The following is a 21,237-nucleotide window of genomic DNA, read 5'->3' on the forward strand; positions in this document are numbered from 1 at the left end:
AGCTGCCGACATGCTCAACGATCGGGTACTGCCGTTTTATGAGCAGCAGCACATAAGGCTTCTGCGTATCCTTACTGATAGAGGTACCGAATACTGCGGAGCAAGGGAACATCATGAGTTCCAATTGTACCTGGCCATTGAAGATATAGATCATTCCAAAACCAAGGCAAAAAGTCCACAGACCAACGGTATTTGTGAACGTTTCCACCGTACCATCCAGGACGAGTTTTACGCAATAGCTTTCCGTAAAAAGATCTACAATTCGTTAGATGAACTTCAACAGGACCTGGATAAATGGCTTGATTACTACAACAATGAGAGAACACATTCAGGAAAGCACTGCTTTGGCAAAACGCCTATGCAGACATTGCTGGATAGTAAGCATTTGGCTGACGAAAAAATGCTGGACTTGATTCATGAAAAAGTCGTAACTTTACCCATGCCGGGCGAAGCGGAAACAGGCTCTGGTGGCGACCAACCTGTCAGGAATATCCCGGCCGATCGAAATGACCAAGGGGCCGTCAAAAGCCCCTTATCTTACAATCATTTTGGGAGTAATATCCCTTAAGAAAACGCGGTCTAAATTTACCCAACTGTCAGATAATATCGGAGCTATTACAATTGATCAAAGCTGCTGAAGAAATACCATTCTTTAAATGGTCAACTCTAACCTAATAAAGCCCAATTCATCTGCTATATTCTCAAAAATCCAAATATCGCCCTCCCGGACAAAGTAACGCACCAGATTAGTTACCAGTTGGGGTACTGGGGCTTCTGCCACTAACGCAAAGTCTTTGTTGTAAACAGAAAGATGTATGTTCCTATCTATAGCTTCAGGCAAAAGTTCACCGGCTTCTTTTACTTCTGCAAACTCAATCCTATAGGAAAAGCGGTAATACCGCTCATTTTCATCATCCCAAACCGGTGGTGAAAAACTTACTTGTTCCAATACTTTTTGATAATCCACCATCAGGGTATCAATTTTAATTTTCAAATTATCGGTAGTGCTGGTTTCAGGCTTATTTCCACAGGAAAAGCCGATCATTGTCAATATGAGCAGTGGTATTTGTTTCATGATCTAAAACTTAGGACGGTGTAAATTAAAACTACTTTATCGAAAAGCGAGGTTAAAAAAAAAGTTAAGGTGACGCCTGATCGTAATGAACCAATAAATTGCCCGTATTTTTGAAAATATAACCACTGTTTGGGAGGTTACGGGCCCCATTTAGCGCCATTTTTTCCTTAAAATCAGTAACTTACCTGAAGTTATTAACCTCGCATTTTATTTTTACTCCACATGCCAATTATTAAAACCATGGTTCTATTATTCGCGGCTATTCTATTTGGAGGCTTGGTATTTTTGTTGGGCTTTTTACTTTGGATCAGCCCTGGAAAGCCCAGCCCTTTTCTGGACAGTGCCGGCAATCCCTTGCCAGAAAGTGTATCAGAAAAAGTGTTTGTACAAGTGGGCGGTGTACGACAGGGCATGTTTATAAGAAGCAAAAACATCCACCGTCCTGTTTTGCTCTATCTGCATGGTGGCCCGTCCTTTCCTAATTATTTTTTGATTGACAAACACCAACCTGGCCTGGAAGACTACTTTTCAGTCTGTTACTGGGAGCAAAGGGGAGGGGGACTTTCCTACAGCCCCGAAGTGGATTTGCAGAGCATGAGCTATGAGCAATTGGTAGCCGATGCGGTGGAAGTGACCCACTATTTGCGTAAACGATTTGGCAAAGAAAAAATTTATTTATTAGCTCATTCCGGGGGAACGCCTATTGCTTTACAGGCAGCAGCCCAAAACCCTCAATTATACGAAGCCTATATGGCCATGGCACAGATTACGGACCAGGCTGAGTCAGAAAAAATTGCTTACGAATACATGATGCAGATCTACCAACAAAAAAATGATCACAAATCGTTTAAGCAGATGAAGCAATACCCCATCCTGGAAAAAAATTCACTGGTTTATGACTTTTACACCTCACCCATTCGGGACAGAATGATGCACGAATTGGGTATTGGCACTATGAGGGAAATGAAATCCATTTTCAAGGATGTTTTTATCCCGGTATGGACCTGCATGGCCTATACACTTGCCGAAAAAATCAATATCTGGAGGTCTAAATTTTTCTTTTTACCCAAAACCAATCTCCCTAGAGAAGTGCTGTCGAGAAATTTTGCCGCTGAAGTGCCAAAATTGGATATACCGATCTATTTTTTCAGCGGTAGGTATGACTACACCGTGAACAGGGAGCTTTCCAAAGCCTATTTCAGAAAGCTTGAAGCACCCTTAAAAGGTTTTTACACCTTTGAAAATTCGGCACACAGCCCTTTATTTGAAGAAAACAAAAAAATGAGACTGATAATCGAACGAGACGTTTTAAATGGTAGGTTGGACCTTGCAGACAAAGAATAAATTCTTTGGAATAAGTTAATTGAAAGGACGGTAACCAATTTTAAATCAAGATTTTTCATCGGTTTATGGCCACCGGTAAGTCCCGGAATCAGGTCATAATTTAACCACAAAGCACATCAGGGTACCAAAATTCGCACCCTGAATGTGCCATGCGGTTGTTTTTCTAATTTTGGAAAACCAATCTTCTATTACATTGATCCAGACAAGTACCCCTTCCATTTGTAGGAATGAGGCTGTATTTCGACGGTACTTTCATCTACCTGGAACTTCAAAGGTTGGGGATTTTTTCAGTATGACTCGTGCTGAGAAGGTTTTGATATCAATTTCTAAGTTCAAAAGGGCCACTTGACATTGATTTCAACAACAACCCGATTTACAAACCATAAACAATTCCCAAACCTAAGGAAATGTAATTCAGATTGGCACCGATAGAAGTGGTACCGCTTGAAAAATCACGGGAAAGAGACCTGTACCTGATGCCGGGCTGGATTTTAAATCGCTCCGATACAGGTATCGAAATTCCGGATTCTAATTGCCAGCCAAATCCGTGTCCGGAATCATTTACTAACTCTCCGTTGCTATCTTCCAATTCAAGGTGATTCCAAAGCCCTCCTGCCTTGAAGAACACCCTGGAATCCCCGGTTCCCACCGGTACGAAGTACTGGACACCGTAGGTATAACCGGTTTCCTCAACATCCATATTAGGACCTGCAAAGGTTTGGTCAGAGGAAAATCGGTTCCAGCTCCATCCGGCATAGACTCCGAGTTGTGTCATAAAATCATAGGAAATGACCCCTTCAAAACCAAAACCTGTATTGAGCTTGGAATTACTATTTAAATCTGAGGTAGGGAAATTGGCACCTGGCCTGAATTCCAAACTCCAGTTCCTTTGGCTCCACCCTTCATGGGAAAAGCCCATCAAAATAACGAAAAGCATCCCGATCATCCATGACCGGTTTGCGGAGGAATTTTTTAAAATGGTTTTCATAGCTTGTTGATTATAATAAAACAAACTTAGTGAAAACTTAATCTTTATATTATGAAATAAATCAACTATAGTTATGATTTACTTCATAATTAAATTCGTATAAAAATACTATTGATCGTATTTCAGTTAGAAGAGGTCGAGGTTAGGATGGATGTATGGGTTCCGTTCATTCTGACGCAAGATCATAGCCATTCTATTGGAAAATTAATGCGGCAATTTGGGGATGTTAAATGTAATTATAAGCACTACTCATTTCCAGGAATGGAATCAGGCCAGGACTTACGGTACTTGTCTACTGTAGCTTCATAACTTTTCGCCAAGCTATCAGCCTCTTCCTCGCTATAGACACTTTTTGCCTTTTTAAAGAAATCCTCTTCCTCATCCTTTAAATGATGTTTTACTTTTTCTACCAGTTTTTGGAGGGTGCTCAACCAATGTGGAGAACTCATATCTGTATCATTTAATTCCTGGATCAGTTTGTCCATCTCATGATGTTCTGCCATGCCATGTCTGGCATCTTCCTGCATTTTATCTGTATCGATCAGCGGGGAGTAAAAATAGCGTTCTTCCGCAACGGCATGCACTTCCAGTTCTTTTTTTAGGTCTTCCCAAAGCTTCTTGCGTTCTTGAGATTCTCCGGAGGTAGTTACGATTTTGTCACAAAGGTTTCTTTGGATATCGTGGTCATTTTTTATGGCTTCGTAAATTTTCATTCGATACTATTTTTACATGTTTCAAAATAAAAACCTCTTGTCATTTTGAGTTATTCGAAATAAGTGGTCTAAGAAACTACAAGATACCATTTTTCGGTGGTAAGTTCGCTGCCCTTTGGCAATCGATTCCACCTGAAGTTTATGCTTTAGTTCAGATTGCTCCCTTTTTAGGCTGAGCCTGCCTAAGCCCGCCTCCGCTCAGGGACCGGGATGGGACCAATGGCGGTTAGTGATGATATGATTATTTGACGGTCTGATAGTTTGATTTACTGATGGCAACATTAATGTATCTGTCTATGTTGACTGCGGTGCCTGAGCGGAGTCGAAGGCAGCGCAGTCGAAGGCGATGGGCTAATGTGCTGATGGTTTAGTTACCACTGTTGGAGTCAACTAAACAGCTAACCGGTTAAACGATTAAACCATTACCCTTACCTTTACATCAAACCTACGCTACCATGAACCTCTTCGATTTCTTTGATACCATTTATCCGATCAGTCCTGAAGCAAAAAAGGCAATGGAACAGATTATCAGGGAAAAAAGCTACGCCAAAAATGAGATCGTACAGGAAATTGGCAGTAGGTGCCGGACGGTATATATCGTGAAATCCGGAAGCGCAACGATTTTTTACTATAAAGATGGCAATGACATTACCGAACATTTTGCGTTTGAAAACGACATCATTGTACGGGCTGAAAGCTTGTTTACCAGAAAACCCACCTCCAAAGGAATTCAGGCTATTGACGAAACCCTTATGCTAGGTATCGATTCGGAAAGCCTATTTCTACTTTACGATCGACACCACGATCTGGAAAGGCTTTTTCGGCTTATCTTTGAGAACGAATACGTGAATACAGTCAAACGTCTCGAAAGTTTGCAGTTTAAATCGGCTAAAGAAAGGTACCTGGAGTTGCTCGAATCCACCGATATTATTCAAAAAATTCCTTTGAAGTACATTGCCTCTTACCTGGGAATCACTCAGGTATCACTCAGCAGAATCCGGTCAGGGCTAGGCTGATTATTTAACATTTGTAAAAGGTTTTGTCTCCCAACCACCTGACCTTTGTCAGGCTAAATAAAGCGCGAGATGAATACAGACAACATACACCTTGGATTAAAAGAAAACTGGAAACAGTTTACTATTCTGGTCATTGTAAACGCCTTTGTGGGAGGGATGATCGGCATGGAACGAACCATCATACCCCAATTTGCCGAGATGGAATTTGGCATCGCTTCAAAAACAGCCATTCTGTCATTTATTACGGCATTTGGAATTACCAAAGCCGTCGCTAACTATTATACGGGACGACTTGCCAACCGTTTTGGTAGAAAAAATCTACTGCTAGTTGGCTGGCTCCTGGCCATGCCCATTCCGTTTATGCTGATTTTTGCAGGCAGCTGGAATTGGGTGATTTTTGCCAATGTACTTCTCGGGCTAAGTCAGGGGCTGACCTGGAGCAGTACCGTCGTCATGAAAATCGACCTGGTGGGAGAAAAGGACCGGGGGCTGGCAATGGGCTTAAATGAGTTTGCCGGCTACTTTTCCGTAGGTGTAGTGGCCTTTCTGACAGGCTACGTGGCCAACAAATACGGCATTACTCCCTACCCCTTTTACATTGGAATTTTCATCTCCGTGGTCGGTTTTGTTCTGACGGCACTCTGGGTAAAAGACACCCGGGCATTTGTGCACAAAGAAAGTGCTACCGATACTACCGGGCAGTTGAAGAATGTATTTGTGGAAACTACCTTCAAAAATAAAACCTTAAGTTCCGTGACCCAGGCAGGTTTGATCAACAACCTGAACGATGGCATGATCTGGGGCTTGCTGCCAATCATTCTTGTCTCACTAAACTACAACAATGAAAACATCGGCATCATCACGGCCATATATCCTACCGTTTGGGGTATCGGGCAACTTTTTACCGGTAAAATGTCTGACCATTATTCCAAAAAAGCGATGTTATTTTGGGGCATGTTATTGCAGGGTCTGGCCATTTTACTGATTCCCTTCAGCGATAAATTTTATATGCTGGCTTCCCTTTCGGCTATTCTCGGTTTGGGAACAGCCCTGGTATATCCCACCTTCCTTTCCACTATTGCCCAGGCCACCAGTCCGAAACAACGGGCAGAAAGCATCGGAACATTCCGGCTTTGGCGGGACCTGGGCTATGCCTTTGGTGCGGTAATTTCAGGAATAACAGCCGACTTGTTTGGCATTGAATACGCTATATTACTTATTGGGGTACTGACCATTGGTTCTTCTCTTGTCATTAAATTTCGAATGCCGGAGAAAATTTCCACCAAAGAGGAAATAACCTAGGAAAATTTGGGGCCCCAACATACCAAAAACAAAGAGACTTGGGTAGAAATACCGATCTCCTCCCGTCAGGGGTTTACAAATCCCATTTATCTGTACCACGGAATTGCAAATTCCGAGGAGCCGTGCTGTTCGACATTTGTAATGTCGCATCACAGATAGTCAGGATTTGCAATCCTGCATTCGAGAACTTCCGAGCAATGAACCTCCCTATTCCTTGCGTATCTTCACATTCCTGAACGGATACGGATTGTCGCTGAGACGTAATTCCTTGCCACTTTCCGTGGTCACATTTTTGAGAATCACTTCTTTGGTTCGCACATGAGGGTACTTTTCCTCATAGGAATCATCCGTCATTTCCGGGTTGAAATTGCCGAAAATGGCGGGACCCTGGTAATCCTCGGGGTGATTGGAATCCTCGATGTGCAGGTTTTCAATAACGATGCGCTCCGGCATGTAGGTCGTGTAGCCGAAATCATGCTGCCCGGAATTGGAGCCGCCAATCAAACTGGCGCTGGCCGTTCTGCCACCCGCAGGAATGAAAACGCAATCCCGAATAATAAATTCCCCCTCCCAGGTGCTGCCATAGTCGGAACGCAGGTTGATAAGCGTTCGGCCGTTTAGGGTAGAATTTTCCACCAGAAAAGTACCCGTACCGATGGCGTTAATTCCCATATGACCCAAGGTAGAATGGCGGACGGTAGCATTGGCCACGCCCATATGGGCATCAAAGCGGGAAAAGGTGCAATGATCCAAAATCAGGTTTTTGCAAAAATTGGAGCCCATAATGCCCCAATAGGTGCGATCGTTAATGTCATTGGTCTGGCTGCAATGCTCAAAGGATACGTTGATAGAGCGGCTCAGGGAGATATCGTAGCTGCCCATGGACACCGGAACACCTGCCGAGCCAATGGTCTGGTAGGTTTTGTGTCCGGTAAGTAACGTATTTCGAACCGTCACGTCGGAACAGTCGCGGAAATTGAGAAACCCTCCGTAGGGAGCACCATGCTCTCCTTCACCGGTAATGTGGTGTTCCAGGCCTTCCAGCAGTACATTCGAACGCCGGATGGCGATGCCTCTGCTGTAATAGGTGTATTTCGATTCGGCCTGGTTGGCAATGGTGGTAAATCGCCCTCCCTTAATGGTCAGAGGTATCTCGTCCATGGGTAGTGCAGTGATTTCTGTGATTTGATCGAAATCCCAGATGATCGGCGCATTGGGATCCACGTTCCCATCTTTGTCCACGATAAAAATGTCCGTTTGCGGAGAGCCATCGTTTTGGTTAGGACCATAACGAATATACCGTCTCACATTGGCATCAGTAACCGTCACCAGGCAGGGCCCGGGAAAGGGAACCTCTAATTTCTTTTGGTTTCTTTCAAGGGAAGAAATGCCTTCGAGATCAAAGGGACGGAGGGTGGAACTCACCAGAAAAACGGGTTCGGTGCGGTCCTCCACTTCGGTATCGTCAATGATAAATTCGGCCGTCCCGAAATCGGTGTCAGTCTGGATTACTGCTGTACGCACCTTCCCTCCAATATAGTACTTGGCTCCATCGTCGGCCTTCACCAAAAGGCCCTGCTGATTGGCAATCGCATGCGTCGCTGCAATCGCGTCTATATCATCCGTTTTACCATCCCCTTTGGCCCCCAAATCACTGTAGCGGACCAGCCGTTGATTTTTAAAAGTAAGGAGATCCTCAGGGGAAACATTTACGTGTAATTCCCCCTTTTCATTGGTCTCTACCTGAGTTTGACCGACGTTGTTGGTAATCAGGATATTTTTCCGGGGATCCTCGTTTTGTGCCTGTGCCGGAAGCATCCAGGCAAAGCAACAAAGAAAGGTAATTAACAGCAGGCTTTTCATAGTGTATGGGTTTATCATTGCGATCAATTTATAATGAGTGGGAGAAACAAGCATAGGGCAGTGCTTCTCCAAAACGTCAGCATAAACTAGAAATTTTCACGCGTAAACCCAAAGGATTTTCGATTAGCGGGACAAAATGAAAATGCAATGGTGTTTTTGGGAACAGAAACTAATTTTCAAAGGATCACCGCCATCAAAAGAACGTTTGGCTGGCTATTTTTGCCGCCGTGTGACTAATATCATAAAATTTACCCAAAACATTATGTACTTTTCGGCAACACCTTGGTTCCTTTTATGCCGAATACCATGCCAAAAATCAGAAAAAATATCGCCATAAGTGAATCGGGATTCGTCTTTGATCCCCTTTCGGGAGAGTCCTATTCCTTAAACCCCCTTGGACTAGAAATCATTCATTTGATCAAAAATGGGCAAACATATGAGGAGTTGTCGGAGGTCCTGCTAGCGAAATATGAGGTGGACCAGGAAACGCTCGACAGGTATTTCTATGATTTTATAGCTACACTCAAGCAGTTTAACCTATTAGAAGTGGAAACAGATGCCTAAGCTCACAATTGCACTATCCGGGCTCAACAATATCGATAGCCCCGGACCGGGTATACCTGTCATTCGTGGAATCCGGGATTCCAAAATACTGAATGCCCGGATAATCGGACTGGCCTATGAAAATCTGGAGCCTGGTGCTTACATGCATGATCTAGTGGATAAATCCTACAAAGTCCCCTATCCTTCCGACGGCGTAGAACCCTTGCTAGAGCGCTTAAAGTACATCCACGAAAAAGAACAAATTGACGTATTAATCCCCAATTTTGATTCGGAACTTTTCACCTTTATGAAGTCTGAAAAAACTCTTCGGGAAATCGGGATCACTACATTTCTACCTACAGTTAACCAATTTGAAGAACGGCATAAATCCAACCTTCCGGAGTATGGGAAAAAGTATGGGGTCAACGTACCCTATAGCGAACCCATCAGCAGTGTTCAGGATTTTTTGCAGCATAAGGAGAAATTCGAATTTCCTGTAGTCGTAAAAGGAAAGTTTTACGATGCGTACATGGCGTATGATCTGGATCAGCTCGGAATGTATTTCAACAAAATTGCCTCCAAATGGGGACTTCCCATCGTTATCCAGCAATTTGTCAAAGGTACCGAAGTAAATGTTGTGGCGTTGGGAGATGGCAACGGAAACACCATTGGGGCAGTACCCATGCGTAAAACGTATATCACGGACAAGGGAAAAGCATGGGGAGGAATTACCTTGGAGGACCCTTCCATGCTGGATCTGACAAATAATATTATCTCCCAGACACATTGGAGGGGAGGCATGGAACTGGAACTGATTCGCACGGCCAAAAATGAGCTATACCTGATCGAGATCAACCCCAGATTGCCTGCGTGGGTTTACCTGGCTGTTGCGGCAGGACAGAATCTACCCGAGGCTTTGGTCCGGCTGGCGTTAGGAGAAGAGGTTAGACCTTTTCATGGGTACGCTACTGGAAAAATGTTTATCCGGTATTCCTATGATATGATTGCAGACTTAGACGAATTTGAAAAACTGTCCACCAAAGGTGAACTGTAACCCCTAAAAAGCACACCGCCATGGAAAAGCTACCCTTTGAAAGACCCACGATCCAAAAAATCAGTGCGGGTATACCCAGCAAACACGGTATTTCAAGAAAATTGGAACCACTATCTCATATAGATGGCCTGTCCATCAAATCCCTGATTGATGATTATGGCTCACCCTTATTCATCTTATCAGAATCCAGCATTAGAAAAACCTACAAGGAAGCTTACAGGGCCTTTAGTTCCCGGTATCCCAATGTGCAATTTGCCTGGTCGTACAAGACCAATTACTTGAATGCGGTTTGCAATGTATTCCATCAGGAAGGCGCCTGGGCAGAGGTGGTTTCTGGTTTCGAATATGACAAAGCGGCTGCCAATGGCGTTTCTGGGGAATCGATTATTTTTAATGGTCCAGATAAAAGTAAAGAAGACCTGAGAAAAGCCATTCAAAATAGTTCCCTGATTCATATCGATCACTTTGACGAGCTCTATGAGATTATCCACCTATCCAGGGAGGTGGAAGAGAGGCCAAAAGTTGCCATCCGAATCAATATGGACGTAGGCGTTTATCCAAAGTGGGACCGGTTTGGTTTCAATTTTGAAAATGGAGAGGCTTGGGATGCGCTTAACAGGATCAAGGCCAGCAAAAATCTCGACCTGATCGGGCTGCATACCCATATCGGTACCTATATGATGACGACTGAAGCCTATAAAATTGCAGCGTCAAAACTTGCCCAACTGGCTGTTAGCCTGGAAAAAAAACACGGTCATGTCATCCAGTATATAGATATGGGAGGGGGTTTTGCTTCTAAAAATACACTCCGTGGAGCCTATTATCCTGGTACTGATACTACTCCCTCTTTTGATGATTTTGCAGAGGCCATCACTTCTGCTTTGATGAGTTCTGAAATCAAACCAGATCACCTACCCATGCTCATACTGGAAACTGGTCGGGCGTTGATAGACGATGCCGGTTACCTGGCAGGCACTGTATTGGCTAACAAAAGACTATCCGACGGACGAAGAGCAACCATCATTGATACAGGGGTTAACCTGCTCTTTACGGCATTCTGGTACGAACACGATATCCGCCCCATCGAACCCATTTCAGACCAAATGGAGGATACGACCATTTATGGGCCTCTTTGTATGAATATTGATGTCATCCGGGGAAACGTCATGTTTCCCTTGCTCAAAAAAGGCGATCACTATGTGGTAAGGCGTGTAGGCGCCTACAATACCACCCAGTGGATGCAATTCATCAACCTTCGTCCCCAAATTGTGATGCTGGACATGAAAGGCAAGGCGCATTTGGTTAGAAAAGGCGAAACCCTGGATACTATTAACTCACAGGAAATAACACCGGAACATCTCCAGAATTTTAACCTCTAAAAGGCCCGGATCCATGAAGAAGCTGGAATGGTTTCCACATGCCCTGTTCAACAGTTATGCTCAGGTGTTTTTTTCGAACAACAAATGGTTTGGAATCATCTTGTTGCTGCTCACTTTCGTGGACTTTTATGTGGGAATTTATGGCTTGCTTTCCGTTTCCGCAGCCCTGCTTACCGGATATTTCATCGGGCTAAGTGAGTACCCTATCCGTCAAGGATACTATGGATTCAATAGCCTACTGGTAGGAGTCGGTCTGGCGATTTATTTCCAGCCAGGTCCTCTACTTTTGTTCCTAATATTGATTTCCGGGGTATTAACGCTTTTTATTTCACTGGCCTTTGAGGGCATCTTAGGAAAATACGGTCTTCCATTTCTTAGTTTGCCTTTCATACTGGTGTTTTGGCTGCTCCGCCTGGCTTCCAGACAGTTTGAAGCCCTCGGACTGAATGAAAGAGGCATTTATGTGCTGAATGAACTTTATCTTCTGGGAGGCAATCAATTGGTGAGTCTTTATGAATGGTGGAACCAATTTCCTTTTCCTTCTTCGCTAAAGGCCTATTTCCTATCGTTAGGGGCCATATTCTTTCAGCAAAATGTGTTTGCCGGAGTATTTGCAGCAATCGGCCTGCTGATATATTCCAGAATAGGCTTCACGCTTTCCCTATTAGGATTTTACATAGCCTATGCCTTTTATTTGGTGTTAGGGGTTCCTTTTACGGAGATCTCCTACAGCTTTATTGGCTTCAATTATATCCTTACCGCAATCGCTCTGGGGGGATTTTTCATTATTCCCAACAAAAGCTCTTTTGCCAGTCTATTGATCATTATCCCGATAGTTGCTGTCCTGAGTATTTCCCTACAGGAAATCTTCAACCTGTTTTACTTACCTGTACATTCCTTCCCTTTCAATCTGGCCGTACTGACGTTCCTGTATGGATTAAAGTTTCGGATGGACAACCGCATAGGCCTAAGCACCATTTTCTGGCAACAGAATTCCCCTGAAAAAAATCTATACAACCATCGCAACTTCATGGACAGGTTTGGTAAGGACAGTCCTATTCCTATCTACCTCCCCTTTTTCGGGGAATGGACAATTACCCAAGGCCATAAGGGATCTTACACCCACAAAGATGAGTGGAAGCATGCCTGGGATTTTGAAATCAAAGACGAAGAAGGAAAAACCTTTAAAGATGAAGGAGACTATCCTGCTGATTATTACTGTTTTGACAAAAACGTTCTTGCACCTGCCTACGGCACGGTAGAAAGTGTGGTGAACGATGTGGACGAAAACCCTATTGGAAAAAGAAACCTGGAAAAAAACTGGGGCAATACCATCGTCATCAGGCATTCAGATTTTTTATTCAGCCAATTAAGCCATTTACGAAAAGGAAGTATTGTCCCGCAAATAGGAGATAAAGTCAAAAAGGGGGACATCATTGCCCGATTGGGCAATTCTGGAAACTCTCCCTATCCACACTTGCATTTTCAGCTACAGTCTACTCCCCATATCGGTTCCAAAACAATAGATTACCCGATTTCGGATGTTTGGATGCGTTATCAGGATAAAGACTCCTTGTTATCGGTAGCCAATCCACCTGTTGGAGCGTTGGTGTCCTCATTGAATCCGCATTCAGCACTGAAAAACGCATTTTCATTTGTTACCGGTGAGCAATTAATATTTAAAAGTAAGGATGAACAGGAAATTACCTGGAATGTAAAAAAGGATTATTCACTAAACCGGTACCTGGAATGCGAGCCGAGTGGATCCAAAGCCTATTTCAAATTGGATGAGGCGATGCTGCATTTTACTCACTTTGAAGGAAACCGAAGATCGACCCTATACCGATTTTATTTGGCTGCTTACAAAATCAGTTTCGGTTTTACCAATGGCTTAGAGTTGAGGGATAGCTTTCCAGTAAATATGGTCTTCCATCCCAGGAAAATCTTCTTGCAAGATTTTCTCGCTCCCTTTTACAGATATCTGCGAGGAGAATACAGACTTCGCTATCCTGAAAAAGGCAAAGGACTTTCCCTCAAGCCTGTTGAATTAAAAGGAGAAGTCATCAAAAGTTCTTTCGGCAGAAAACTGGACTCGTATTCCTTTGAATTCCTTATCGACAATACTGGAATCAGAAGTTTTCATTTTCAATCCAGAAATTCAAACCTCGAAACTACATGGATAGAATCATTATCAGCATAAGCATTATTTTGGTGCTATTCGGGTCCAATTTTGTAAATGCCCAGGAACAAAAAAGTCTGCCTGAAACTGACAGGCTCACCTATGTATTATTCCAACAAAAAAATTGGGATGGATTGATTTCTGAAGGTCGAAAGGCCTTGAAATCTGGTATAGACTACTATTACCTGAGGGTCAGATTGGGCTTGGCTTATTACGAAAAACAAAATTTCCATCTGGCGGCCAAGCATTTAGAAAAAGCCTTAAAAATGAATGATTCCGAAGCTTACGTGAGCGAATACCTGTATTATTCGTATTTGATGGCGGGCAGACAAGCTGAAGCCCGTTTGATGGCTGCGGGGCTTTCGCTTGAACTCAAGAGAAAAACAAAAACGGAAAACCGGAACTTTATTGCTGGTTTGGATCTGGCTTACAACTACACGGGAATCTCTGAGACGGATGTTTTGGACAATTTTACTACAGATATCCCCATGGATAAAGACGGTACTCAATTCATTCCAAAACAGCATCATTATTTTTTCCTGGGCCTTCAGCATCAAATATCCTCACGTTGGTCTTTCTACCACGGATATTCCAACCTTCAAGTTAATCAACTCCGGTACACCCAGGCTTCCAATGAGTCCCAATTGGAGAATGATTTCCAATCGGAACTGCATCAATATTACGGCCATATGAGTTTTTTGGTTACTAAAGGACTTACCTTGTCCGGAGGCTTACATTATGTCAATTCAAATTACCAGACATTGACTGAGGTATCGACCGGATCTCCTGGCCGGCCTTCCATTCGCACAGTTGCTACTACCGTCAACAATAATAATAGGGTCGGCTTTGTCTCGCTTTACAAGCGATTTGAATACATCACCTTTGGAGCTAGCTATTATAGAGGAAACATTTCCGATTTCATTCAAAATCAAACTGACTTTAAACTGATCGCCTATCCCTTGGGAAACCTCCATTTGTACTCCATCACAACAGCCTCTTATCAAAACCAGGACTTCAAAGACGGAAGCAATAACAACAGGCTGGTCATTGATCAGCAATTGGGACTGAAGGCTACTGAATGGCTTTGGTTAGAAGCCTATGGCACCTTTGGGGAAATCGAGAACTACTTTATGAAAGACGGGTTGGTCATCTTTAACCGCATGGATTTGGTCAGGCAAAGGTTTGGTGGACGCTTAATCTTCCAAGCTAGACCTAAATGGTCCTTTACAGTGGATTATACCTACTTGAAGAACCAAAGTCAGTTTATTCAGACCCCCTTTACAGGAGAAATTTTCAATCAAAAAAACTATCAATTACATTCCTTAACTGCAATTACATCATGGAGATTCTAATATTCCCCCGCAAGAAAGGCGTCCTGGCAGCTTCACGGCCCTTAATCAAAAGCTACTTACTGGCTTTTATGCTTTTGCTATCTTTTTACGTGCGCGCGCAGGATAATGTCATCAATGCTTTCAAGCAAAGTTATGAGCTTGAAAAAACAGGGGATTACAAGGCAGCGGCGGAAGCGTTACAAGCCATCTACCAATCAGATGGCTATGAGATCAATTTGAGACTGGGTTGGCTCCAATTCCAGGCAGGGCAGCTCGAAGAATCCGTGAATTATTACCAAAAAGCAGTCAACTTGAAGCCTTATGCCATTGAACCAAAGTTGGGCTTGGTTTTACCCTTATCCATGCAGGGAGACTGGAATCAGATCATAGGGATATATCAGAAAATCCTGCAATCAGATCCGCAAAACTCCCTGGTAAACTACAGGTTGGGGCTAATAAATTACAATCAAGGAAATTTTGACAAAGCGGATCCTTATTTGGAAAAGGTGGTCAATCTTTACCCTTTTGATTACGATGGTTTGATTCTTTTGGCCTGGAACAAATTAAATCTTCAAAAGACAAGAGAGGCTTCGGTACTTTTTCAAAAGGTACTGATGAACAATCCTGACGACAAATCAGCCCTGGAAGGGTTGAAATTGATTAAATAGTTTTTAAAAGTTCAGTTGACACATTTCAGCCTTTGCTCGAATACACCGGACTTGGTGCGCACAGGGACAGCAATACATCGTTCCAAACGGTGTTAAAGACGAGCTTGGATCCACCCTCCAGGTATTCGAGTGTTGTGTGCAGTGGGTTAGGTTGCTACATGGATTTCGACTTCTATAAGCTCTTCAAAAGTACCCCATGCAGCGTCAATACCGATATAGAGATTCTGAACCGCTTCAAAAGCGATTGTTTTTCCATCCAGGGTATAGGTGCCTTCCTGAAAATGATAATACCCCACGATTGTATCCGGGTCCCGAAAGGTAATGGTCTTTTGATAGCTGCTATCCCGGTTTAGCAGCAGCGAAAAAAGGGGCGGTATCTTTTTTAAATACCGCCCCTTAATCAGGTGATTATTTACAACTCTTATTAGATTGTTAAACCCGTTCCAATTTTATGGGATAGGTTTTTTGGGAAGCCCATTGGGGAACGTAGATGTTTTCATCCCGATCCACACAGACATCATGCGGATGCATGAAACCCTGGAAACTCATGTCTTTTCGTTGTTCCTGAAGGTTCCCGTTTACGTATTCAGGAGCAGTACCTCCGGGAGTAGAAACTACCCGATCCTGGTTGTCCAAAACGGTGATATAACCCGAATTGGGATAGGCCTGTGTGGTGCTTCTGTATACGGCAGCATAAATATTGTCTCCGCGCAACACCGGTCTGCACACAAAAGAACCTGGAGTAGGGATGGTTTTCATGTATTGTCCATCCAGGGTAAATCGCTTGTACTGCATATTCCCCCGGTCGGTAATGAGTAAGGTAGGGTTGTTTTTGTCCCTTGTATCCACCAGAATGCCATGACAGCAATTGAAGGTTTCATCGGTATTTCCGGAACCACCAAATTGCCGAATCAGTTTACCTTTGGCATCGTACTGGGTGACGTAATTTTTGCCATACCCGTCCACCACGTAAATGTCGCCATTGGCGGGATTGATGGCCGTTTCGGTAGGCACAAACTGGCGCGGATAGTCGTAGTTGCCGGTTTCCCTCGGATAATCCAGTACCATGATTTCTTTTCCTTTCAGATCGGTTTTGATTACCTGGCTACGTGTATTATCACAAATGTACAAGAACTCTTCCCCACCCTCATCGCTAATGGTCAGGCCATGGGCTCCGGGATAGGTAGTACCCCAGGTTTCCAGCAATTTGCCCGATTTGTCATAAATGATGACGTTATTTTTGGTTTCATTGGTCAGTAGGATCAGCCTTCCCTTTGCGTCCTCCACCATCTCGTGGCAATCATTCACAGGGTTTTTGGCGGGATCCAAGTCTCCCCATCCTTCGATGACCCGGTAGCGGTGGCTACCATGTCCTAAAATGGTTTCTTTTTTCATGGCATGGGTTTTATGAGAAATGATGTTGGGAATCAGGGCACCGCCAGCAACGGCCAAGCCTGTTTTTCGGATAAATTCCCTTCTTGGGTTTGAATTTTCTTTCATCTGTTTATATTTTTTTTTTAGCGGTCAGGTGGCATTTCGCATGATTGAAAATCATCCCTCCGTGGGTTGCTTGCGGTATGCTCGATTTCATGATTGATGATTAAGCCAATAAGTCCAGTTCCGCTTCTCCTTCTCCATCAGGAGTGGTGTAAAACGGACGTTTTTCGATTTCATAATTCGTTTCCGGGTGAATGCCCAGGGCATGGTAGATCGTTTGATGCAGGGCCGCTATCTTGATGGGCTTTTCTATGCTTTTACATGGCCGCTCATCAGCGGTTTTGCCATATACATGGCCTCTTTTGGTCCCTCCCCCAAACATCAATATAGAACATCCATCCGTAAAATGCCGGTGCATGCCGTAATTCTTCATGTCATCAATAATATCGGGCACCTCCACCTGATCTTTCACCTTAGCACCGGGCCTTCCTTCAGTAAGCATGTCCCGGCTAAATTCGCTGGCAACGATAATCATGGTTCGGTCCAGCCTGCCGCTCTCGTCCAGGTCTTTTACGAGTTGTGCTATGGGCGCATCGATCAGTTTTTTCATATCTACCAATCGGGTATGTCCGTTTTCGTGGGTATCCCAACCTACAAACGGTTCGTATTCGGAGGTCACACTGATAAAACGGGCACCTTGCTCTGTCAGCCTTTTGGCCATCAGGCATCCCAATCCAAATTTTCCCGTATTGTAAATATCGTATTTTTCCTTGGGCTCCTTGCTCAGATCAAAAGCCTGTGCTTCGGGAGATTTCAAGAGGCGGTAGGCCTGCTCCATGGACCGCTTCAGCGACTCTTTTTGGTAATCGCTGCCCAATTCACCCATCGCACTTTCCTGCACCAGGCGTTCATACAATTGGTTCCTAGCTTCAAACCGCTTGGTAGACATACCTACCGGAGGCCGCACGCTTTCCAGCCCGGAAGTAGGATCAGGAATTAGAAAAGGCCCGTATTCACTACCGAGAAATCCGGCACTGTGAAATGCCTTTAACTCTTCCCCTTCTCCAACGGTAAATCGCTGCCCAATGTTAATAAAGGGGGGAATAACCGGATTGACCGGACCCAATTCTTTGGCCATCCAGGATCCCATATGAGGCACCGCCACCGATTGGGGAGGCTCGTAGCAGGTATGCCAGTGGTATTGATGACGGGTATGCAGAATGTGACCCAGGTCTGCCGCCACATAAGAGCGAATCAGCGTACCACGATCCATCACCTGTCCAATATTCTCCAACCCTTCCGAAAAATCAATGCCATCCAGCGCCGTAGGAACGGACTTAAAAGTGCTTAGCACTTCCTTGGATTCCATGCCCTTACGGAAAGGGGTGTATCTCTTTGGATCAAATGTTTCTGTATGGGCCATTCCTCCGGCCATGTACAAAAGAATCACCGTATCGGCGGAACTTTTGATTTTATCCTTTGAAGTACAGGATCCCAAAAATCCAGACATAGGCGCTCCCGCAGCCATGGCTGCCAGGGTGGCAGCGCTGGTCTTTTTCAGAAAATCCCTTCTTCTCCAATTATAATTCATCGTAAATGCTTTTAATCAGTAAATTAATTGAAATTCAGGAAGTAACAAAACGGCCCAAAACAAATCTTGTATCGCTTCCGGCGGTGGGTCCTCCCCCAATACTTCCATGGCCACGTTGAATTCACTTTGATGAGGATCTCGACCCAAAAGCTTCCGGTACGTCTCATGGATAATGATATCGCCATCCTCGTATTTTTCCTTCCACTGCTTTGCGCCTTCTTGTAGCGCTTCGTTCAGTGTCTCCCCATTGGTCAGTTCCAGTGCCTGCAACAGGCTGGCCTGGCTGTCTCTGCTGGTGGAGACCACCTCCCGGTTGGGTCGGCCTAACGCTTTTAAGAAATCCGTATTAGCTACCAGGGAAGCTCTCGCAAAAGGCATGGAAGCCTCTTCGGAAACCGCCAGTTCGTTGGGATCGTATTTAAGGGCCTCTTTTTCAAATATGGGATAAATGTACTGGCTGACGCCATCGGAAAACTGCTCGGCTGTAAGTCTTCTTCGCACCACCCCTTCAAATACAAAACTATCATCCGTCAAAAGCAACGGATCATCAATACCTACCGAAGGCTGTTGATATGCCTGAGAAGTGGCGATTTTGAAAATCAGGTCTTTCAGGTCATAACCCGAGTCTTCAAAATCCGTCGCCATCCAATCCAGTAAATCCTGACTCCAGGGAATGTTGTCCATCTCATCAGCAGGCTCTACCAGCCCTCTACCCATCATTTGCTTCCAGATCCGATTGACAATCGTTCGGTACATCCTTCCATTAGCTGGTTGGACCAAATACGTGGCGAGTTGCTCCAGTTTCTCCTTGCGATTGGCTGTACTATCGATTTCACCCAATTCTTCCCACAGTATTTTAGTACTTGCTTTTTTACCAATGGGCTTTTCACATCGGCTGACTTCCAGGGTGCTGTCCGCGAAAATATTGGCAAAGGCATAAGCTTCTTCCAGCTTCCAATCGCTGACAAAGCTATCATGGCAGGAGGCGCACTTCAGGTTCAAACCCAAAATTACCTGTCCCACGTTTTGTGCGGCCTGCATTTCGGTAACCTGACTGGCATTCACATCTCCTCTCCACCTTATACCCTCTATGAATCCTTTGGATTCTTCGGTTGGATTGAGCAACTGTTTGACAAATTGGTCATAGGGCTTGTTATCCCGGATAGAGGTGTACAACCAATCCGTAATGGCAAACCTCCCCTTCGTGATGTAACCGGTGCCTGTATAATCGTTCCTCAGGGCATCATTCCAAAAGGTCATCCAGTGGGTGGCGTAATCGTCATTTCGGTTAAGCAACGTTTCTACCCAAGCGGCCCGCTTGTCGGGACGGGTGTCCTTTTGAAAGGCTGCGTACTCTTCAGGACTTGGCAACAAGCCAATAATATCCAGGTATATTCGGCGCAAATAGGTCTTATCGTCCACCGGCTCTTTCCAGGAAATGGAATTGTCTTGAAAATATTCATCTACCCAAATATCTATGGGCTGAACCAGCCCGTCCCTAGGCGCCGGTACATTTGGCCGCCGCGGAGCCAAATCCGCTACCCGGAACTCGCTGACTTCACTTGCCGCATCCGGCCAGGGGGCTCCTCTATCTACCCATAATGAGATCAGGGCAATCTCATCGGCAGAAAGCACCTTCCCTTTAGACGGCATGGCCTCTTTGTGATCCTTGGGTAATTTTATTCTCCTCACCAACTCGCTTCTACCGGATTCTCCGGGTACAATCACCGGACCGGACTCTCCTCCGGTAAAAACATACTCTTTTTCATCCAGTCGGAGTTCGCCTTTAATCTTGGCATCGCTGTGGCATTTGTAGCAGTTGTGGGCGAAAACAGCCCGTACCTTTCCGACCAATTCGATTTGCTTTTGCTCGCTGAGATCTCCTTCGCCTTCAAATGCCACCAAATCCACCTTTAGGTCTTCCGGTGCGTATTCTTCTTCGGTCCAGGGAAAGGTACTAGTTAGGTAATCTTCTCCATGGGTAAGCGAGGCTCCAAAATGACCGGCCACCGAGACCCCTATGGCGGAAACAAATAGCACAGATCGAAAAGCCTTTACTGCCTGCAGGTTACGACCCTCATCTGTCTTCTTTAGAAAATAAATCAGCAACAGGCCAATAATAGCGGTAGCTATACCTGTCCATTGGTGCACATCCAGAGTGCTGCCTCCATAGTCTTCCACAGTAGCCAGTATCCAACCGAGACCCGCAGCCAGAACGGCTCCGGCTACTCCAGCCCATACCAGCAAGTCTATGCCCGGTCTTAACTTATGGTTAAAATTTCTTAAGGTAAATAATTCCAAAAGGGCTGCAAACAGTAATAAACTCACTGGAAAGTGTACCGCCAGGGGATGCAATCGTCCCATAAACTTCCAAAGCCAGAAGGGCTCAGTACTCTCCGCTGCTTCCTGAAGTCCTGCAGCCAGCAATCCATCTCCCAAACCGACACAGAGCAATACAACTGCTGTCACCAAAAAGATGGTCGTTCTTTTATATTTCATTTTATTCATATCTTTCTACCTACACCGAGTATTTTTAATCCGCCCTCAGGCAGCATCCCACATCAAGAGGAACGGAAAGTTGCTTCACCACTTCCGAAATTAGGATCAATACATCACAATAATAGTTAAATTCATTAAAATTACTAGCCTGTACTATCCTGTCTATAACTCAAAATATAAATAAAGCAACATAGAATAGCAAACTGTTTTACACCTGTGCTACAGTACAGTACAGGATTGGGCTTTGACAATGAT

General features: G+C 44.5%; 17 protein-coding genes and 1 pseudogene. 10 read left to right on the top strand and 8 right to left on the bottom strand.

Going from position 1 to position 21,237, the window contains the following annotated elements; all coding sequences use genetic code 11:
* Window positions 1–406 (top strand): annotated as a pseudogene (locus tag GKS34_RS11525) (integrase core domain-containing protein); the annotation flags it as partial.
* Window positions 407–652: 246 nt separating this feature from the next.
* On the opposite strand, the gene GKS34_RS11530 reads toward GKS34_RS11525, so the two are convergent.
* Window positions 653–1,075, bottom strand: a complete 423-nt coding sequence (locus GKS34_RS11530) for a DUF4221 family protein (RefSeq protein WP_163384982.1) — start codon at window positions 1,073–1,075, stop codon at window positions 653–655.
* A 240-nt stretch (window positions 1,076–1,315) separates the two neighbouring features.
* Here GKS34_RS11530 and GKS34_RS11535 point away from each other — a divergent pair, with 240 nt between their 5' ends.
* Complete coding sequence (locus tag GKS34_RS11535) at window positions 1,316–2,419, top strand: alpha/beta hydrolase (RefSeq protein WP_163384983.1); 1,104 nt, start codon at window positions 1,316–1,318, stop codon at window positions 2,417–2,419.
* A 373-nt stretch (window positions 2,420–2,792) separates the two neighbouring features.
* Here the strand turns inward: GKS34_RS11535 and GKS34_RS11540 are convergent, their stop codons facing one another.
* Window positions 2,793–3,407 (bottom strand): outer membrane beta-barrel protein, encoded by a 615-nt coding sequence (locus GKS34_RS11540; RefSeq protein ID WP_163384984.1) that lies wholly within the window; start codon window positions 3,405–3,407, stop codon window positions 2,793–2,795.
* A 245-nt stretch (window positions 3,408–3,652) separates the two neighbouring features.
* Window positions 3,653–4,120: a hemerythrin domain-containing protein gene (locus GKS34_RS11545; RefSeq protein ID WP_163384985.1), complete on the bottom strand. Its 468-nt coding sequence runs from the start codon at window positions 4,118–4,120 to the stop codon at window positions 3,653–3,655.
* 455 nt (window positions 4,121–4,575) lie between these two features.
* Here GKS34_RS11545 and GKS34_RS11550 point away from each other — a divergent pair, with 455 nt between their 5' ends.
* Together GKS34_RS11550 and GKS34_RS11555 are read left to right on the top strand one after the other, a co-directional pair.
* Window positions 4,576–5,136: a Crp/Fnr family transcriptional regulator gene (locus tag GKS34_RS11550; RefSeq protein WP_163384986.1), complete on the top strand. Its 561-nt coding sequence runs from the start codon at window positions 4,576–4,578 to the stop codon at window positions 5,134–5,136.
* Window positions 5,137–5,205: 69 nt separating this feature from the next.
* Window positions 5,206–6,438 (top strand): MFS transporter, encoded by a 1,233-nt coding sequence (locus tag GKS34_RS11555; RefSeq protein ID WP_163384987.1) that lies wholly within the window; start codon window positions 5,206–5,208, stop codon window positions 6,436–6,438.
* A 207-nt stretch (window positions 6,439–6,645) separates the two neighbouring features.
* Here GKS34_RS11555 and GKS34_RS11560 read toward each other — a convergent pair whose 3' ends face one another.
* Entirely contained in the window at window positions 6,646–8,301 is a 1,656-nt protein-coding gene (locus GKS34_RS11560; protein ID WP_163384988.1) for a hypothetical protein, read from the bottom strand.
* Window positions 8,302–8,607: 306 nt separating this feature from the next.
* Here GKS34_RS11560 and GKS34_RS11565 point away from each other — a divergent pair, with 306 nt between their 5' ends.
* The 6 genes from GKS34_RS11565 to GKS34_RS11590 are packed head-to-tail and all read left to right on the top strand — an operon-like array spanning window position 8,608 to window position 15,455.
* Window positions 8,608–8,865, top strand: a complete 258-nt coding sequence (locus GKS34_RS11565; protein ID WP_163384989.1) for an HPr-rel-A system PqqD family peptide chaperone — start codon at window positions 8,608–8,610, stop codon at window positions 8,863–8,865.
* A complete protein-coding gene (locus tag GKS34_RS11570; RefSeq protein WP_163384990.1) occupies window positions 8,858–9,898 on the top strand; it encodes an ATP-grasp domain-containing protein in 1,041 nt (346 codons plus the stop codon). Before GKS34_RS11565 ends, GKS34_RS11570 begins: the two co-directional genes overlap by 8 nt.
* A gap of 20 nt (window positions 9,899–9,918) precedes the next feature.
* Window positions 9,919–11,277 (top strand): alanine racemase, encoded by a 1,359-nt coding sequence (locus GKS34_RS11575; RefSeq protein WP_163384991.1) that lies wholly within the window; start codon window positions 9,919–9,921, stop codon window positions 11,275–11,277.
* 13 nt (window positions 11,278–11,290) lie between these two features.
* The gene (locus GKS34_RS11580; RefSeq protein WP_163384992.1) at window positions 11,291–13,477 is read left to right on the top strand and encodes an urea transporter; all 2,187 of its coding nucleotides are present in this window, start codon (window positions 11,291–11,293) and stop codon (window positions 13,475–13,477) included.
* Window positions 13,453–14,808, top strand: a complete 1,356-nt coding sequence (locus GKS34_RS11585; RefSeq protein WP_163384993.1) for a tetratricopeptide repeat protein — start codon at window positions 13,453–13,455, stop codon at window positions 14,806–14,808. The genes GKS34_RS11580 and GKS34_RS11585 overlap by 25 nt, the downstream gene beginning before the upstream one ends.
* Window positions 14,796–15,455, top strand: coding sequence for a tetratricopeptide repeat protein (locus GKS34_RS11590; protein WP_240459280.1), 660 nt, complete (start codon window positions 14,796–14,798; stop codon window positions 15,453–15,455). The genes GKS34_RS11585 and GKS34_RS11590 overlap by 13 nt, the downstream gene beginning before the upstream one ends.
* A 146-nt stretch (window positions 15,456–15,601) precedes the next feature.
* Here the strand turns inward: GKS34_RS11590 and GKS34_RS11595 are convergent, their stop codons facing one another.
* From GKS34_RS11595 to GKS34_RS11610, 4 genes are all read right to left on the bottom strand, one after another.
* Window positions 15,602–15,751 (bottom strand): hypothetical protein, encoded by a 150-nt coding sequence (locus GKS34_RS11595; protein WP_163384994.1) that lies wholly within the window; start codon window positions 15,749–15,751, stop codon window positions 15,602–15,604.
* A gap of 136 nt (window positions 15,752–15,887) precedes the next feature.
* Window positions 15,888–16,955, bottom strand: a complete 1,068-nt coding sequence (locus GKS34_RS11600) for an NHL repeat-containing protein (protein WP_163384995.1) — start codon at window positions 16,953–16,955, stop codon at window positions 15,888–15,890.
* Between the two features lie 100 nt (window positions 16,956–17,055).
* The gene (locus tag GKS34_RS11605; RefSeq protein ID WP_163384996.1) at window positions 17,056–18,483 is read right to left on the bottom strand and encodes a DUF1501 domain-containing protein; all 1,428 of its coding nucleotides are present in this window, start codon (window positions 18,481–18,483) and stop codon (window positions 17,056–17,058) included.
* Between the two features lie 15 nt (window positions 18,484–18,498).
* Window positions 18,499–20,982 carry a DUF1549 domain-containing protein gene (locus tag GKS34_RS11610; RefSeq protein WP_163384997.1) on the bottom strand — a complete coding sequence of 828 codons (2,484 nt, stop codon included), beginning with the start codon at window positions 20,980–20,982 and terminating at the stop codon, window positions 18,499–18,501.
* Between the last annotated feature and the right edge of the window lie 255 nt (window positions 20,983–21,237).

The organism is Cyclobacterium jeungdonense (genome assembly GCF_010994275.1).
GTDB classification, from domain to species: domain Bacteria; phylum Bacteroidota; class Bacteroidia; order Cytophagales; family Cyclobacteriaceae; genus Cyclobacterium; species Cyclobacterium jeungdonense.

Excerpts from the sequence above, each read along its gene's own strand:
- GKS34_RS11545 (WP_163384985.1), bottom strand. The coding sequence starts at position 4,120 with ATGAAAATTTACGAAGCCATAAAAAATGACCACGATATCCAAAGAAAC.
- GKS34_RS11560 (WP_163384988.1), bottom strand. The coding sequence starts at position 8,301 with ATGAAAAGCCTGCTGTTAATTACCTTTCTTTGTTGCTTTGCCTGGATG.
- GKS34_RS11540 (WP_163384984.1), bottom strand. The coding sequence starts at position 3,407 with ATGAAAACCATTTTAAAAAATTCCTCCGCAAACCGGTCATGGATGATC.
- GKS34_RS11605 (WP_163384996.1), bottom strand. The coding sequence starts at position 18,483 with ATGAATTATAATTGGAGAAGAAGGGATTTTCTGAAAAAGACCAGCGCT.
- GKS34_RS11585 (WP_163384993.1), top strand. The coding sequence starts at position 13,453 with ATGGATAGAATCATTATCAGCATAAGCATTATTTTGGTGCTATTCGGG.
- GKS34_RS11535 (WP_163384983.1), top strand. The coding sequence starts at position 1,316 with ATGGTTCTATTATTCGCGGCTATTCTATTTGGAGGCTTGGTATTTTTG.
- GKS34_RS11550 (WP_163384986.1), top strand. The coding sequence starts at position 4,576 with ATGAACCTCTTCGATTTCTTTGATACCATTTATCCGATCAGTCCTGAA.
- GKS34_RS11610 (WP_163384997.1), bottom strand. The coding sequence starts at position 20,982 with ATGAAATATAAAAGAACGACCATCTTTTTGGTGACAGCAGTTGTATTG.
- GKS34_RS11555 (WP_163384987.1), top strand. The coding sequence starts at position 5,206 with ATGAATACAGACAACATACACCTTGGATTAAAAGAAAACTGGAAACAG.
- GKS34_RS11570 (WP_163384990.1), top strand. The coding sequence starts at position 8,858 with ATGCCTAAGCTCACAATTGCACTATCCGGGCTCAACAATATCGATAGC.
- GKS34_RS11600 (WP_163384995.1), bottom strand. The coding sequence starts at position 16,955 with ATGAAAGAAAATTCAAACCCAAGAAGGGAATTTATCCGAAAAACAGGC.
- GKS34_RS11575 (WP_163384991.1), top strand. The coding sequence starts at position 9,919 with ATGGAAAAGCTACCCTTTGAAAGACCCACGATCCAAAAAATCAGTGCG.
- GKS34_RS11590 (WP_240459280.1), top strand. The coding sequence starts at position 14,796 with ATGGAGATTCTAATATTCCCCCGCAAGAAAGGCGTCCTGGCAGCTTCA.
- GKS34_RS11565 (WP_163384989.1), top strand. The coding sequence starts at position 8,608 with ATGCCAAAAATCAGAAAAAATATCGCCATAAGTGAATCGGGATTCGTC.
- GKS34_RS11580 (WP_163384992.1), top strand. The coding sequence starts at position 11,291 with ATGAAGAAGCTGGAATGGTTTCCACATGCCCTGTTCAACAGTTATGCT.
- GKS34_RS11530 (WP_163384982.1), bottom strand. The coding sequence starts at position 1,075 with ATGAAACAAATACCACTGCTCATATTGACAATGATCGGCTTTTCCTGT.